The sequence below is a fragment of the Mesorhizobium sp. M1295 genome (assembly GCF_040318135.1).
In the GTDB taxonomy this organism is placed as follows: Bacteria; Pseudomonadota; Alphaproteobacteria; order Rhizobiales; family Rhizobiaceae; genus Mesorhizobium.
Window position 1 is genome coordinate 390,084 of record NZ_JAMYLU010000001.1, and the last position, 13,544, is coordinate 403,627.

The 13,544-nt window shown below is 63.2% G+C and carries 11 protein-coding genes; 4 read left to right on the forward strand and 7 right to left on the reverse strand.

Annotated elements, in window-relative coordinates:
* Nucleotides 1-46: 46 nt before the first annotated feature.
* The 5 genes from NKH29_RS01835 to NKH29_RS01855 all read right to left on the reverse strand — a co-directional run bounded on the left by NKH29_RS01835 (nt 47) and on the right by NKH29_RS01855 (nt 5,012).
* Nucleotides 47-1,039, reverse strand: a complete 993-nt coding sequence (locus NKH29_RS01835; protein ID WP_352640463.1) for a lipid A biosynthesis lauroyl acyltransferase — start codon at nt 1,037-1,039, stop codon at nt 47-49.
* A gap of 2 nt (nt 1,040-1,041) precedes the next feature.
* Entirely contained in the window at nt 1,042-2,070 is a 1,029-nt protein-coding gene (locus NKH29_RS01840) for a zinc-binding dehydrogenase (protein ID WP_352640462.1), read from the reverse strand.
* Nucleotides 2,071-2,154: 84 nt separating this feature from the next.
* Entirely contained in the window at nt 2,155-3,426 is a 1,272-nt protein-coding gene (locus NKH29_RS01845) for a beta-ketoacyl-ACP synthase (RefSeq protein WP_352998884.1), read from the reverse strand.
* Between the two features lie 75 nt (nt 3,427-3,501).
* Nucleotides 3,502-4,689, reverse strand: a complete 1,188-nt coding sequence (locus tag NKH29_RS01850; RefSeq protein ID WP_352998886.1) for a beta-ketoacyl-ACP synthase — start codon at nt 4,687-4,689, stop codon at nt 3,502-3,504.
* A gap of 38 nt (nt 4,690-4,727) precedes the next feature.
* Complete coding sequence (locus NKH29_RS01855; protein ID WP_023719977.1) at nt 4,728-5,012, reverse strand: acyl carrier protein; 285 nt, start codon at nt 5,010-5,012, stop codon at nt 4,728-4,730.
* Between the two features lie 210 nt (nt 5,013-5,222).
* On the opposite strand from NKH29_RS01855, the gene NKH29_RS01860 reads away from it, so the two are divergent.
* Both NKH29_RS01860 and NKH29_RS01865 read left to right on the forward strand, forming a co-directional pair.
* Nucleotides 5,223-5,558: a hypothetical protein gene (locus NKH29_RS01860; protein WP_352998888.1), complete on the forward strand. Its 336-nt coding sequence runs from the start codon at nt 5,223-5,225 to the stop codon at nt 5,556-5,558.
* A gap of 164 nt (nt 5,559-5,722) precedes the next feature.
* Nucleotides 5,723-6,883 (forward strand): epoxide hydrolase family protein, encoded by a 1,161-nt coding sequence (locus tag NKH29_RS01865; protein WP_352998974.1) that lies wholly within the window; start codon nt 5,723-5,725, stop codon nt 6,881-6,883.
* 216 nt (nt 6,884-7,099) lie between these two features.
* Here the strand turns inward: NKH29_RS01865 and NKH29_RS01870 are convergent, their stop codons facing one another.
* Nucleotides 7,100-7,648, reverse strand: coding sequence for a histidine phosphatase family protein (locus NKH29_RS01870; RefSeq protein WP_352495969.1), 549 nt, complete (start codon nt 7,646-7,648; stop codon nt 7,100-7,102).
* A gap of 105 nt (nt 7,649-7,753) precedes the next feature.
* Entirely contained in the window at nt 7,754-10,765 is a 3,012-nt protein-coding gene (locus NKH29_RS01875; RefSeq protein WP_352998890.1) for a caspase family protein, read from the reverse strand.
* Between the two features lie 149 nt (nt 10,766-10,914).
* On the opposite strand from NKH29_RS01875, the gene NKH29_RS01880 reads away from it, so the two are divergent.
* Nucleotides 10,915-11,865, forward strand: a complete 951-nt coding sequence (locus NKH29_RS01880) for an AEC family transporter (RefSeq protein ID WP_352590222.1) — start codon at nt 10,915-10,917, stop codon at nt 11,863-11,865.
* A gap of 170 nt (nt 11,866-12,035) precedes the next feature.
* Complete coding sequence (locus tag NKH29_RS01885) at nt 12,036-13,493, forward strand: NAD-dependent succinate-semialdehyde dehydrogenase (protein ID WP_352590193.1); 1,458 nt, start codon at nt 12,036-12,038, stop codon at nt 13,491-13,493.
* Nucleotides 13,494-13,544 lie beyond the last annotated feature (51 nt).

Sequence of the window (13,544 nt, forward strand, 5' to 3'; positions counted from 1 at the left end):
AGAACAAAATACGTCAGTAGCGGAAAATGTTTGCTATGATTTCCGCTCAGGCGGCTTTGTCGCGCAATTTCAACGGCCGCCGCTTTCTGCGCTTGCTGATCTCCCAGCGCTTGTGGAACCACATCCACTGGCCAGGGTCTTCGCGCACCCAGCGCTCGACCACATCGTTGAGAAGCTGAGTGGTGGCGGGGACGTCGACATTGCCGCCTGCGGTGCGCGGCAAGGTGAGCTTGTCCTCGATCTCGAGCCGGAAACGATTGTTCGGCAGGCGCACGCAGCGCGCCGGATAGACATCGCAGTCATAGTGCCGCGCCAGGGTGCCGAGAACCCGGTTGCTCTCGCAGGGGCGGCCGAAGAACGTCGTTTCGAGCCCGCCCGTGAATTTCTGGTCGACCAGCACGCCGATATTGCCGCCTTTCTCGAGGACGGCCGCAAGCGCGAACGAGGCGCCGGTCGAAGACGGCAGCAGCGATCCCATGCTCGAGCGGCGGGTCGAGAGGATGTAATCGGCTAGGTAAGGATTGTTGGGCGGGCGAAACAGTGCCGTGATGTTCATGCCGAAAGTGGCGGCCGCGACAGGCAGCAGCTCGAAATTGCCGAGATGCCCGGTAAAGACGATATGCGGCTTGTCCTCGCCGGCGATGCGCACGAAATGCTGCTCGCCCTTGACCTCGACGCGGCCCGGCTTTGTCGCAGCGGGATCATAGTCGAATAGGGCATCGAGGAAGATATATTCGGCGGCGAGGCGAGCCATGTTGCCCCACATATCGGAAGCGATCGCCTCGATCTCGGCATCGCTTTTTTCCGGATAGGCCTTGCGCAGATTGTCGACAGCAACTTGATGGCGCTGCACCCAAGGGCCGATGCGGCGGGCGGCGCGGTCGGCGAAATTGAGCGCCCGGTCGGGCGGCAGCAGCCGCAGCGCGGAGATGATGATCATCGCAACCCGCGCGACCAGCCAGTAGTTGAACTGGCGAAGCCGCCTGCCATAGCGGAATCCCAGGTCCCTGCGGATCTTCCTGAAAGCGTTGCCGATCATTCTCAGCCGACGCGCAGGATGATCTTGCCGAACACGTCGCGGCCCTCCATGCGCTTCAGCGCGGCATCGATGCCGTCGAAACCGACCTCGGTGTCGATCACCGGCGCCACCAGACCTGCCGCCATCTTCTGCATGGCGTCGGCCATGTTTTCCATGCGGCAGCCGAACGAGCCGAGCAGCTTCAGCTGCTGCTGGAACAATTGCATCAAATTGATCTGCGTCGACACGCCGGAGGTCGAGCCGCAGGTGACGAGCCGTCCGCCGCGTTTCAGGCACAGCATCGAAGCGGCAAAGGTGTCGGCGCCGACATGCTCGAACACCACGTCAACGCCCCTCTTCTTCGTCAGCTTGCGCACGACGCCTTCGAAGCGGTCGTCGCGGTAATTGATGACGTGGTCGGCGCCGAGCGCCTTGGCCTTGTCGATCTTTTCGTTCGAGCCGACGGTGGTGATGACCGTGCAGCCCATCTTCTTGGCCAGCTGAATGGCGGCTGAGCCGATGCCGGAGCCGCCGGCATGGACCAGTATCGTCTCGCCGGGCTGCAGCCGGGCATTGTCGAACAGCATATGCTCGACCGTGCCGAAGGTAACCGGCGCCACCGCCGCGCCGATCTCGCTCACGCCTGGCGGGGCGGGGACCAGAAGGCGCGCCGGCAGGTTGATCTTTTCCTGCGCAAAGCCGTCGAGATGGAAGCCGTGCACGCCCGAAACATGCTCGCAGAGATTGTCGCGGCCTTCGCGGCAGGCGCGGCAAAGACCGCAGGTGCGGGCACCGTAGATCGATACCAATTGCCCGGGCACAAGGCTGGAAACGCCGGGGCCGACCGCCTCGACCTCGCCGGAAGCCTCGGCGCCGACGACCAGCGGCAGCTTGCGCTTGGCAAAAGCCATGCCGCGCCAGCCCCAGACGTCGATGTGGTTCAGCGCCACGGCCTTGATGCGCAGCGTCACCTCGCCGAGCGAAGGCGGCGGCGGTGGTGGCAGGTCCACCGTTTCAAGCCGGCGATCCTCGATAAGTTGCAATGCGCGCATGCCAGATCCCAGGTTGCGCATGACCCGAGAACCGTTTCGGAAAGGACCATGCGCACGACAACAGTGCTAGAGCGGAACGGTCGCTTAGACCGGTTCCCGCGCCATGACAAGGCAGGTGTTCTGGCCGCCGAAGCCGAAGGAGTTCGACAGGACCGTGCCGACCTCGGCGTTGCGCTTGGTGTTCGGCACCACGTCGAGCACGATCGCCGGGTCGGGATTGTCGTAGTTGATGGTCGGCGGAATGACGCTTTCGCGCATCGTCATCAGCGAAAATGCAGCCTCGACGGCACCGGCTGCCGATAGGGTATGGCCGATCATCGACTTGTTCGACGAGACCGGCATTGACGAGATACGCTCGCCGAACACCGTCGACAGCGACAAATGCTCCATCTTGTCGTTTTCGGGCGTCGAGGTGCCATGGGCGTTGACATAATCGATCCCGTCCTCGCTCAGGCCGGCATCGGCAAGGGCGGCGCGCACCGCCGCGATCGCCGGCGAACCGTCCGGCTTGGAGCGGGTGCGATGGAAGTCGTCGGCCTTTTCGCCGCAGCCGCGCAATATGCCGAGAATGGTGGCGCCGCGGGCAAGTGCTGCCTCCAGCGATTCCAGCACAAGGGCGCCCGAGCCTTCGGCCAGCACGAAGCCGTCGCGATCCTTGGAGAACGGCTTGGATGCCTTTTCGGGGATGTCGTTATGGGTGGAGAGCGCCGACAGAAGCGAGAAGCGGATCAGCGCCTCCGCGGTTGCCGATCCGTCGGCGCCGATCGACAGCGCCCGGTCGCATTCGCCGCGGCGGATCGCCTCGACGCCGAGCTGGATCGCCGTGGCGCCCGAGGCGCAGGCGGTCGACAGCGTGATCGGCAGGCCGCGCGTGCCGAAACGATCGGCAAGCCGGTCGGCGATCGAACCGAACTGGGTGGTCTCGAAAATGTCGAGTTCCCTCAGGCCGCGCGCCACCCGCAGGAGCCTCTCTGCACCGGTATTGTGCGTGTCGGAATTGTAGAGCGAAAAGCGCTCGCTCCAGTCGAGTTCGACCGGCGGCGAAGCGAGGAAAAGCGGTCCGCCGAAATCGCCGGCATCGAGGCCCGCCTCCGACATCGCTTCCTGGGCCGCGGTTTCGGCAAGGTCATAGGTGAGGAGACTGGCGCCCTTGGAACTCGACGGCAGGAAATCGACCATGCCGGAGATGCGGGTGTTGAGATGATCGACCGGGAAGCGGGTGATCGGATGGATGCCGGACTTGCCGGATGTCAGCGCCGCCCAATTATCGGCCTTGCCGACACCGAGCGAGGTCACCACGCCGATGCCGGTGACCGCGACGATCGGCCTGCCCATGTGGTCGTTCAGATTGGCCATTTGTTGTCCAAAAACCTGTTTCTCTTGCAGCATCGGATCGCCCGAAAACCGCGTCACGCTTTTCGGTTCGATGCTCTAGGCGGCTTTGATCAGCGCCATGCCCTCGAATTGGTGATAGCCGATCGCCGTTGCAAGGACGGTCTTCGGGACGCCGGCAAACGGTTTTTCGACTGTGGCGTCGAAGACAGGGTAGGCGGCCTTGCGGTCGACAGCCAGTGCCGCCAGCGCCACGGCGAAGGGGAACTGCGCTTCCTTCATGTGGCCGGTCAGCGTCGAAAAGCCGCGTGCGGCGATCGCCGGATTGGCCTCGAGCGCCGATTTCTCGGCGGCGGTCGCGTCATGGGCGCCCGAAGCGCCGGAGATCGCCAGCAACTCGCCGTCCGGCAATGCGGCCTGCTTCAGCAGCATGGCGATCTCATCATCGAGTTCGCCCCGCCGGCGCCTGGCGCGACCGGACAGGACTGGGCCAAGTTCCGCATAGATCTTCCGGCCACGGCTTGTCGCGTGCTCGCGCTGCTCCAGGACGAGGAACGCGCCGCCCGATCCGGTCACCACGCCGCCGCCCTCGGCACCTTGCCTCTGCCAGACGGGCCGCCACGGACCGCGATGCAGGTAGCCGGCCAGTTCATAGCCGAGCAGCATGTCGGAATGTTCGGTCTGGAAAGCGCCGCCGACCAGTATATGCGTCGACTGACCGGAACGGATGCGCGCGGCCGCGGTCTCGACGGCGGCGACGCCCGCACCTTCCTCGCCCATGAAGGTGCGCGACGACCCCGTCACCTTGTGGACAATCGAGATGTTGCCGGCGAGCAGGTTGGAAAGCTGTGCCAGAAACAGCGTCGGGCGCAATTCCGTGGTCAGCTTCTCGTTGAGCAGCACGTCGCGGTCATTGCGGCTTTCCGATGCCGCAAGAATGGCCGCGTCAACCGCCTCGTCGCGCTCGCCGCCGCCGGCGGCCACCACCATGTCCATGGTCGCGCAGAGTTCGTCATTGCCCTTGATGCCGGCATCGTCGAGAGCAAGGCCGGCTGCATAGGTGCCGAGCCTCTGCCAGGTCTCCATCTGCCGCTGGTCGCCACGCTTGGAGATCTGCAGGTTCCAGTCGACCTCCGGCAGCGGGTGGACTGTATAGGGCGAGAAGCGCGAGGCCTCCAGAACCGGCTCAAGGCGCGGCTGGACGAGCTTTTGCCAATGCGCATCCGGACCCTCGCCCAGCGACGAGACTAGGCCGATGCCTGATATGACGACGTCGTGGGGGTTCATGGGCGGCTGTTCGGGTGAAGGCGCGTCAAGAGCTGTGCTTACGTGGCGTTCTTGGCGGCGACGAGCGCGTCGATCTTGGCGCACAGGTTCTTCATGACGAAATAGTCGTCGGTCGACGCCTTGCCGTCATTGACCTCCTGCGTCCACTTTTCCAGCGGCACCTTGATGCCGAATTCCTTGTCGATGGCAAAGACGATGTCGAGGAAGTCGAGGCTGTCGATGCCGAGATCGTCGATGGTGTGGCTTTCGGGCGTGATCGTCTCGATGTCGATCTCGCTGGTATCGGCGATGATCTTGGCGACTTTGTCGAACGTGGTGGACAAGGGCTTTTCCTTCGATTGCGGGCGGAATCTGTCCGCATGTGTTTTGGGCTGTCTAATCGGTTTTTCCGGGCAGGAAAAGGCCTGATACGCCCGGCGCAGATGGGATTGCTGTTCTGGCAGTGCAATGGGGGTCGCTGGCAACCCTCCCGGCGATATGCCGAAACCGTCTTATCTCTGGTCATTGCGTGTACCAATGTACCACGAAGATCTATGACCATAGAACGCGTGCAGACCGGGTGCGCCTGGAAACGATTGGTGAAGGTGCTCAAGGCCTTGGCTGAGCATCGCGACATGAGCCTGGGTGGACGGCTGGCGCACCGCATCCGTTATGTTCGCGTTACGCCGGATTCGCGTTTCGGATTTGTCGAGGTGGCCTGCCGACCGACCACTAACGGGGGCACGGAGGCGTCGATTGCCTATGCGTTCACGGCCTTGAGCCCGGCAGGAGCATCGTATCTGTCCGAACTGACGGAGGACGCGTTCGCGGACATGGTCGAGGGATGGAAGCTCCGTGTCGACGCTTGGCTGGTAGCGGTGAAAATCTGACGCCAGGTAACTTAAACGAATTGCCACCAAGGGTGGAATGTTACCTTCGTCTCGTAGATGGGAACCAGCAAGTAGCGGACAAAGCTGTCGCTCAGTGAGTTTTCCTGCGTTCTGTGCCTTGATGGGACAATTCTTCGCCGCTGATCGGAGCAACACCCGTGGCCATGCATTCCTTCCACATCCACATCCCGGATGAACAGATCGAGTACCTCCAGCGTCGTATCCAAGCGACAAGATGGCCGTCGTCGATCTTCGCATACGGATGGGAGGACGGTACTGACGTTGATTTCCTCAGAAAGCTTTCACGTTACTGGGGATACGATTTCAGGTGGCGCGATCACGAAAAACGTCTGAACCTGTTGCCTCAGTTTAGGGTCACGATAGACGGGTGCGACATCCATTTCGTTCACCAGAAAGGAAAGGGGTCAGCGCCCTTGCCGTTGATCCTCACTCATGGCTGGCCCGGCTCCTTCGCCGAGTTCGAGCATGTCATTCCGCTGCTCACGGATCCTGCCAAATACGGCGGGGATGCCGATGACGCCTTCGATGTCGTAGCACCGTCGCTTCCGGGTTTCGGCTTCTCGTCCCCGCCGCGTCAAGCCGGCGTTAGCTCAAAGCATGTCGCGAAGCTGTGGCGGGGGCTGATGCGCGAACTGGGACATGATCGCTTCGCCGCACAAGGTGGCGACATCGGCGCCGGCGTCTCGACCTGGCTCGCTCAGCTTTACCCGGAGGACCTTATCGGATTGCACCTGAATTACATTCCGGGCAGTTTCCGCCCGACCCTCGGTCGCGGCGACCCACCTGTCACGCCGGAGGAGAAGGCATTCCTCGACAGTGCGGCGAATTTCGTCGCGACGGAGGGGGCCTACGCTTTTCTGCAGGGGACCAAGCCCCAGACGCTAGCCTTTGCACTGACAGATTCCCCAATCGGGCTAGCCGCATGGATTGCCGAGAAGTTCCGCAGTTGGAGCGACTGCGAAGGCGAACTCGAACGCGCCATCCCTCTAGACACGCTGCTTACCGACATCTCGCTCTACTGGTTCGGTAACACGATCGAGGCCTCGCTCCGGATTTACAAAGAGAACCGGCTCTGCCCCCTGATCTTCGGGCCAAGGGAGCGAATAACACCGCCCCTCGGCGTTGCAGTCTTCCCCCGAGAGCTCCCTATGCCACCTCGCTCCTGGGTCGAACGAGTCTTCCGTGTCGAGCGCTGGACCGACATGCCGAAAGGAGGACATTTCGCGGCGATTGAGCAACCCGAACTCCTGGTCGAGGACATCCGGGCCTTTTTTCGGCCGCTGAGGCTCCGGCCGGCAAAGTAGAGGACGAAAACCTCGCCCGTTGTCACGGCTCGGAAGGCCTAATGAGACGTACCATCGCATTCGCTTTCGTTGAAAGCGCTCGTTGGTCCTGACTAAGGGTCAATGTCGACCTTGGACTCGATCAAGACCTCATCGCGGGTCGGAACCGGTATTCCGCTTAAGGTACCAAACGCTAGATTTCACTACTAGCGAACGCTTCAACCGGCTCCGGCGCAGTCAGAAAGTGACGCGGCCGAGTACTCGCAGGCCGTCGCCCTGCGGCTCGACGACCACCGCCTCGCCTTCACGCGGCGAGATCCCGGTCAATTCCTGGATGTTTTCGAGATGCGTGACCATGACCAGATTGTCGGAGCCGGAATAGCCGCGGATCTCGGCAAGGATCGCGGCAATTTGGTCGGCCTTTTCCTTTTCGTCGGTCTTCAGCAGGTCAAGCGGTGCGAACGGCTCCGGCTCGCTTTCGAAAGCGATGCGGGCGGTCTCGAGGCAGCGGCAATAGCGGCTGGACAGCACGCGCTCGACCGGTGCGGCGCGGGCGCCAAACAGCGCGCCGATCTTGCGCGCCTGTTGCTTGCCGCGCTCAGAGAGATTGACCTGGGTCGCGCATTTGCCGAGGTCGAAATTGGCCGCATCGGTGGTGCCGGTGACCATGGCATGGCGAAGCAGGACCACATGCCCGCCGTCGCGGAGCAGCGCCCAGCCGGCTTCCGTCGCATGGGCTGTGGCGGAAACGGCAAGCAACAGCAGCGCCAGCACAAATCGAAGCATCAGACATCCTTTCGGGTGACCGGCAGGCAGGTCCCCGGTGACCGGCATATAGGGACGGCAAAGCCGGCTGAAAGACAAGCCGAGTGCAACCTGCGGCCGAGACGCCTATTTCTTCGCTATCTGCTTCTTCACCAGATCGATCTTGCGGTCGGTCAGCGGGATGGGGAGTGTGTAGCCGGCTTCGGTAAAGCCTTGCTTGGCGTTCTCGAAGAATTCGATCGCCTTTTGGTATTCGGCATTGCCGCCGCCATAGCTGCCGCGGTTCCAGTGGACGTCGCCGAGATTGTTCTGCTCGAAGGCCCATTGCATCGGCTGGCCTTCGCGGGTGAAGACCTTGAGCGTCGCCTCGAAGGCGGCTTCGGCGTCGTCCAGATATCTGCCGGTCCGTTCGAGATTGCCGAGATTGATCAGGCTCATGCCGATGCCGTTCTGCGCGTTTGCCCAATCGACGGGCGAGGTTTCGAAGGTCAGCACCTCCAGCGCCGCTCGGCGCGCGGCGATCGAAGCGACCAGTTTGCTGGTGTCGGCCTCGCTCATGCTCAGCCATTGCAGCGCCGAGCCGAGGCCGGCCTGCGCCAGCGCCCATTGCCGCGGCGTCGTCTCGCGCTTGTATTCGCGCAGTGCATCGCGATAGGCCTCGATCGCCGCCTCGTAGTGCACCGGCTTGTCGGTCACGCCGCCGAGCAGTTGCAGCGTGTTGCCGAGATTGTAGTGGGTCATCGCCCAGTCGAGCGGAAACTCCTTCTTGGTATAGACGCGCCGTGCCGCCCGGTATGCAGCGGCCGATTGCTCAAGCCTGGCAGGATCGCGCGTGCGCTGGCCGAGCGTCTGGTAGATCGAGCCGAGATTGTTCTCCGCCGAAGCCCAATCCGTTGGAAAACGTTGGCGGGTGAATATGGTCAGCGCGTCGCCATAGGCAGCAGCCGCCTCTTCGAGCAGGCCGGTGCCGAGATCGAAACGGGCAGCACTGCTCAGCGCGTTACCCAGATTGAGACGGCTGCTTGCCCAGGAGAGCGGGAAGGTGTCGCGGGTGCGGATCTTGAGCGCGGCGCGAAAGGCGTCGGCCGCTTCGTCGATTTTCGCCTTGTCGTTGCGTTGCGTGCCGAGAGACACCAGCGTGTTGCCCAGATTGTTCTGAAGCATCGCCCACTGAACGGGCGCTTTTTCGCGCGTGTACTCTTCAAGCGCCAGCCGGTAGGCGGTCTCGGCCTCGGTCAGGCGCTCGCCATTCGGTTCCCGTTCCGAAAGCGCATAAAGCGCAAGGCCGAGATTGTTTTGCGAGGCGGCCCAGTCCAGCGGGACTTTGTCGCGCGGACGCTTCTCCAGCGTGGCGCGCATCGCCACCACCGCCTCGTTCAGGCGTTTCGGGTCGCTCTCGCGCTCGCCGATCTTAAGCAGCACATTGGCCAGGTTGTTCTGGGCGGCGGCCCAGTTGAGGTCGTCCTTCTCGCGCTCGAACACGACAAGCGAATCGCGAAAGATCTTCGCTGCCTCTTCCAGCCGGTCGGTTTCGCGCTCGCGCTCGCCGATCGTCTGCAGCACCACCGCCATGTTGTTGCGGGTGATCGCCCAGTCGCGGTTCTGCTCGCCATTGGGGATGAAATTCAGGATGACGCGGTAGGCGTCGATGGCGCGCTGCAGCGCTTGCCTGTCGCCGGTGGCATTGCCATGGGCATTCAGCGCTTCCGCCTCCTGGTTCTTGTAGTTCCAGCGCAGTCTGTCGTCCCATTTCTCGACCAGCGAGAAGGCCTTGCCGTAATCGTTGGCGGCCGACAGATAGTCGAAGACCAGCGCCGAAGCGTCGGCGCGCCTGGTATAAATCGCCGCGTCGGCAAGACGTTTTTGCCTGACCAATTCCTCCGCCTGGTCGACGGCGCCGCTGGCCTGCTCGACCCGGCCCACCGCTTGGTCGAGGAAGTTGCGCGCGGTGACGATGGCGCCCTGGCCTATGGCCTTGTCGGCCGAGGCGACGAGGCGGCTTATCTCGGGGTCGTCGGTGCGCAGCGCGTCGCGCTCGGAAATCATCTTCTTCAGGCGCTCGGCCTGGGCGTCGAGCAGCTTTTGCAGGTCGGTGGGGTCTTCGGGCATCTTTTCGGTGCCGAGCGCCTTCAGCACGCCATAAAGCGCGTCGAGCGGCACGCCGTCCTGCAGCGAGGCCAGTTCCACCTGTGCCCGCTTGGGGTCCGGCAACTCGGCAATCGTCAGCAGCAATTGCCGCCGCTCGCCGGTGATCAGCCCGTCGTCGCCGGTCGGTTCCTGCGGTGCTACGCCGAAATAGAGCAGCCGGCGCAGGCTTTCATTGACCCATGGCCGCTGCTTTGCCTTGGTGTCGAGATAGACCTCCTCGGTCACCATGCGCATGACCGAGCCGAACTCCGTGCCCTTCATCGCCGCGAGATGGCGCAGAAGTGCCGCTGCGTAGGGGCTGTTTTCGCCGACGATACCGTCGAGTGCCGGCCGCCCCGGCTCGGCGGCAAAGCCGATCACCGTTCCCAGATTTTCCGTCGCGGTCGCGTCCGCCAGTGCCTTGGCGCCGCGCACCGGCTCCAGTCCGCCGGCGCCGATCGGCGAGGCCGAGGCCGTGGGCGCCCGGCGCAGCACCGCGTCCGCCGGAAACGGGTTGGTGCGGCAGGCATCGAGCAGCATGATCGTTACCGGCACGGTCGTCTTCAATTCGTCCATGACGGCGGAGATCGGCACCAGGGCCTGATCGGCGTCCTTCAATGAAGAAACGTCGGCGTCGACCGGCACCAGATAGTTTTCGCCGCCGGCCTCGATGCCGTGGCCGGAATAGTAGATCAAGGCGACGTCGGCGTCCTCGGCATCCTCGGCGAAACGCTCGAGATCACGCTTCAGCTTTGCCGCGTCGCGGTCGGTGACGCTGCGCGCGTCGAAGCCGAGATCGGTCAGCAACTTGGCGATGTCGCGGGCGTCGTTGGCGGGGTTGGGAAGAGCCGTTATGTGCCGGTATTTCGACTGGCCGACGATCAGCGCCACGCCCTTGAGGCTTGCTGGCTCCGCGGCATGAGTCGAGGTCACCACGAGACAGAGCAGGGCGGCGACGAAAGCCGTCAGCCACGCCTGCTTGAAGAAGTGCTGATTTCCGACAAGGCCCATTCGCCGCGTGTCCCCCGACAACCCTGTATAGCGCTGCCATCCAACCATGAGCAAATTCGGGCAAGATCCGAGCGGCCGGATTGTTGGCTGGTACATTCGCGAGGGAAGGGCGATTGCGCCGCGATCAGGGCTCGCCTATCACGGCAAAAATGTCTCCGCTTACCGAAACCGTCCTCTTCGTCTTCAGTCTCGTCGGGCTCGGCTATCTTGCCGGGTTGACCGGCTATTTGAAGCCGGCGAGCGGCGAGGGCGTATCCGAATTCGCCATCAACGTGGCAATGCCGCTTTTGCTGTTCCAGACCATGATAAAGGCGGATTTCCACGGCGTGGCGCCGTGGTCGCTGTGGGGCGCCTATTTCGCAGCGGTGGCGCTTACCTGGGCTGCCGGCCATCTGGTCATTACGCGCATCTTCGGACGAGACGCACGCGCCGGCGTCGTCGGCGGCGTGTCGTCGTCCTATTCCAATGTCGTCCTGCTCGGTGCTCCCTTCATCATCGGCGTGTTCGGCCCGGCCGGGTTCGAAGTGCTGTCGCTGCTGGTTTCCATTCACCTGCCGGTGATGATGATGGCCTCGATCATCCTGTTCGAAATGTTCGGCCGCGGCGGCAGCGAGCCTGTGCATCCGCTCCGCGTCATCACGAGCTTTCTCAGGAGGGTATTCATCAACCCGCTGATCATCGGCATACTGGCCGGGCTCGCGTGGCGCTTCACCGGTGCGCCGCTGCCGGTGCTTGCGACGCGGCTGAGCGACGCGCTGGCCGGCACGGCCGCCCCGGTGGCGCTGTTCGCCATGGGGCTAAGCCTGCGCCGTTTCGGCATTTCCGGCAATGTCCGGCCGGCGCTGGCGCTGTCGGCGCTGAAACTGTTTCTGATGCCGGCGCTGGTTCTTGGCCTGGTCTGGCTGATCGGCCTGCCGCCATTGACCGCAAAGGTGGCGGTGGTGGTGGCGGCGCTGCCGTCCGGCATCAACTCCTATCTCATCGCCGTGCAGTTCAACACCGGCCAGGCGCTGGCATCGAACCAGATGACCATCGCCACCGCCAGCGCGGTGGTCACCACGGCCTTTTGGCTGGCCGTGGTTGTCCATGTTTTTGGATAAGAGCCCGGCGAGATCGCTCTCGCTTTGGCTGGCCCAAACCCTATATGCCATCTTGTGATTGCTTGCGGGGCTTGCCCTGGGCTAAGAGCAGTGGCTCTAGCGATGCTATCGCGCACGTCCATTCACGAAATCAGCGACCGGCCCGCCAGGTGCCGAACGGAGGCGAGATCATGCTTCAGAAAACCAGCCATTTCATGCGGCAGGCCAATCTCATCAATGGCGAATGGGTGCAGGCCGATTCGGGCCAGACGGTCGACGTCAACAATCCTGCCACCGGCCTCAAGATCGGCACCGTGCCGAAGTCGGGCAAGGCCGAGACCCGCCGCGCCATCGAAGCCGCCGACGCTGCCTTCAAGACATGGCGCAAGACCACCGCGCTCGAACGCTCGAAGCTGTTGCGCAAGCTGCATGACGCGATGATGGACAATCAGGACGTGCTGGCCGAACTGCTGACCATCGAGCAGGGCAAGTCGCTGTTCGAATCGAAGGGCGAGATCGGCTCGGCCGCGTCCTACATATTGTGGTTCGCCGAAGAGGGCCGCCGCACCTATGGCGACGTCGTGCCGTCGCCCTGGGCGGACCGCCGCATTCTGGTGACCAAGGAGCCGGTCGGCGTCATCGCCGCCATCACGCCATGGAATTTTCCATCCTCGATGCTGGCCCGCAAGCTCGGTCCGGCGCTTGCCGCCGGCTGTACCGCCGTGGTCAAGCCGGCGTCGCAGACGCCTTATTCCGGGCTTGCCTGGGGCGCGCTTGCCGAGGAAGTCGGCTTCCCCAAAGGCGTGATCAATATCCTGACCGGCGCCGCCGGCGAGATCGGCGACGAGATCTGTGCCAATCCGCTGGTCAAGAAGATCACCTTCACCGGCTCGACCGAGGTCGGCAAGATCCTGATCCAGAAGTCGTCGGTGACCGTCAAGAAAGTGTCGATGGAGCTCGGCGGCAATGCGCCGTTCATCGTCTTCGACGACGCCGATCTCGAGCGGGCCGTCGCTGGCGCCATCACCGCCAAATACCGCAATTCCGGCCAGACCTGCGTCTGCACCAACCGCTTCCTGGTGCAGGCCGGCATCTATGACGAGTTCGTCGAAAAGCTGGCTGCTGCGAGCAACGGGCTGAAGGTCGGTTCCGGCCTCGAAGACGGTATCCAGCAGGGACCGCTGATCGATGAGAAGGCGGTGGAGAAGGTCGAGGAGCTGATTGCCGACGCTACTGCCAAAGGCGGCAAGGTCGTCGCCGGCGGCAAGCGCCACGCGCTTGGCGGCTCGTTCTTCCAGCCGACGGTGATCGCTAACGCGACGCCGAAGATGCGCTTCATGAAGGAAGAAATCTTTGGCCCGGTAGCGCCGGTGTTCAAGTTCGAGACCGAGGAAGAGGCCGTGGCACTCGCCAACGACACCGAGTTCGGCCTGGCCTGCTACTTCTACACCGGCGATCTCGGCCGCGCCTTCCGGGTCATGGAAGGGTTGAAATACGGCATGGTCGGGGTCAATGAAGGGCTCATCACCACGCCTGAGGCGCCGTTCGGCGGCGTCAAGGAATCGGGCCTCGGCAAGGAAGGCGGCCATCAGGGCATCGAGGATTATCTCGACACCAAATATGTCTGCATCGGCGGACTTGGTCTCTAGAAGCCTCATACGGTAATACCGAAAACGATCCTGGGCCGCTTCGGAAAGGCC